The sequence below is a fragment of the Herbiconiux daphne genome (assembly GCF_024979295.1).
GTDB lineage: Bacteria > Actinomycetota > Actinomycetes > Actinomycetales > Microbacteriaceae > Herbiconiux > Herbiconiux daphnes.
Genome location: NZ_JANLCJ010000314.1, coordinates 1 through 778, shown reverse-complemented (window position 1 = coordinate 778; position 778 = coordinate 1). Strand labels below are relative to the sequence as shown.

The window sequence follows — 778 nt, the reverse complement described above, 5'->3', positions numbered from 1 at the left end:
AAAGTGATTGCCCTTCTGTTGTAGCATCACCATTTGGCATAGCCTCTTGTTGTGTGTAGGCAATAAAGTGACGGTTGTTTGCAATGATACCTTCATCATTAATAGCATAATGGTCCTTATCACCAAGACCATCTGGAGTATTACCAGTGTTGGCGATAAGGAACCTTTTATGACCATCAATCATGGAGTAAATATCATTCACGTCAAACTTTGTATTAGCCAAAGCATTTAACATGATTACTCCTTACGGTGTTGGTGGGAACCAGCCTCCATTAGAGAAGCCGTACCATGTCTTACCTTTATCCACTGTGATTACTGTTACAACATCTTCATAATCTTCAATGAAAGATAGACGAGGTTCACGACCAGCATTCCATCTAATATTGTTAGACCATTTAATACTGTTAGAACCAGTACCTTGGACAAAGATTAATGTTAACTGTCTAGCAACGCTTGGGTCTTCAGCAGGATTCTCAACTAAATTAATAGTTGTTACACCTGTATTGAGTGTAATACGTTGGACAGCAGCATCAGTAGTAATTGTGTAAGAGTTTGTATTAATGTTTGACTCTTTAAATTTGTATACTGATGCTAGATTGTATTTTTTAGCCTGACTAAATATATCACTTACTGCACTTTGTGCTTGCTGAGCAATAGTAACCATCGCCTGTACATCAGCTTTATAACCAAGAATAGCACTAGAGGTTGTATTAACAGTATTAACTAGTGTTTGCATCTGAGTGTATTGAACCTGAATCTGATTCAATGCAGTGTCAAA

General features: G+C 37.3%; 2 protein-coding genes. Both read right to left on the bottom strand.

The window, feature by feature from the left end:
• Positions 1-235: hypothetical protein (locus N1032_RS24920; protein WP_259543236.1), on the bottom strand; the 235-nt coding region annotated here is incomplete at its 3' end.
• 9 nt (positions 236-244) lie between these two features.
• Positions 245-778: hypothetical protein (locus N1032_RS24915; RefSeq protein WP_259543235.1), on the bottom strand; the 534-nt coding region annotated here is incomplete at its 5' end.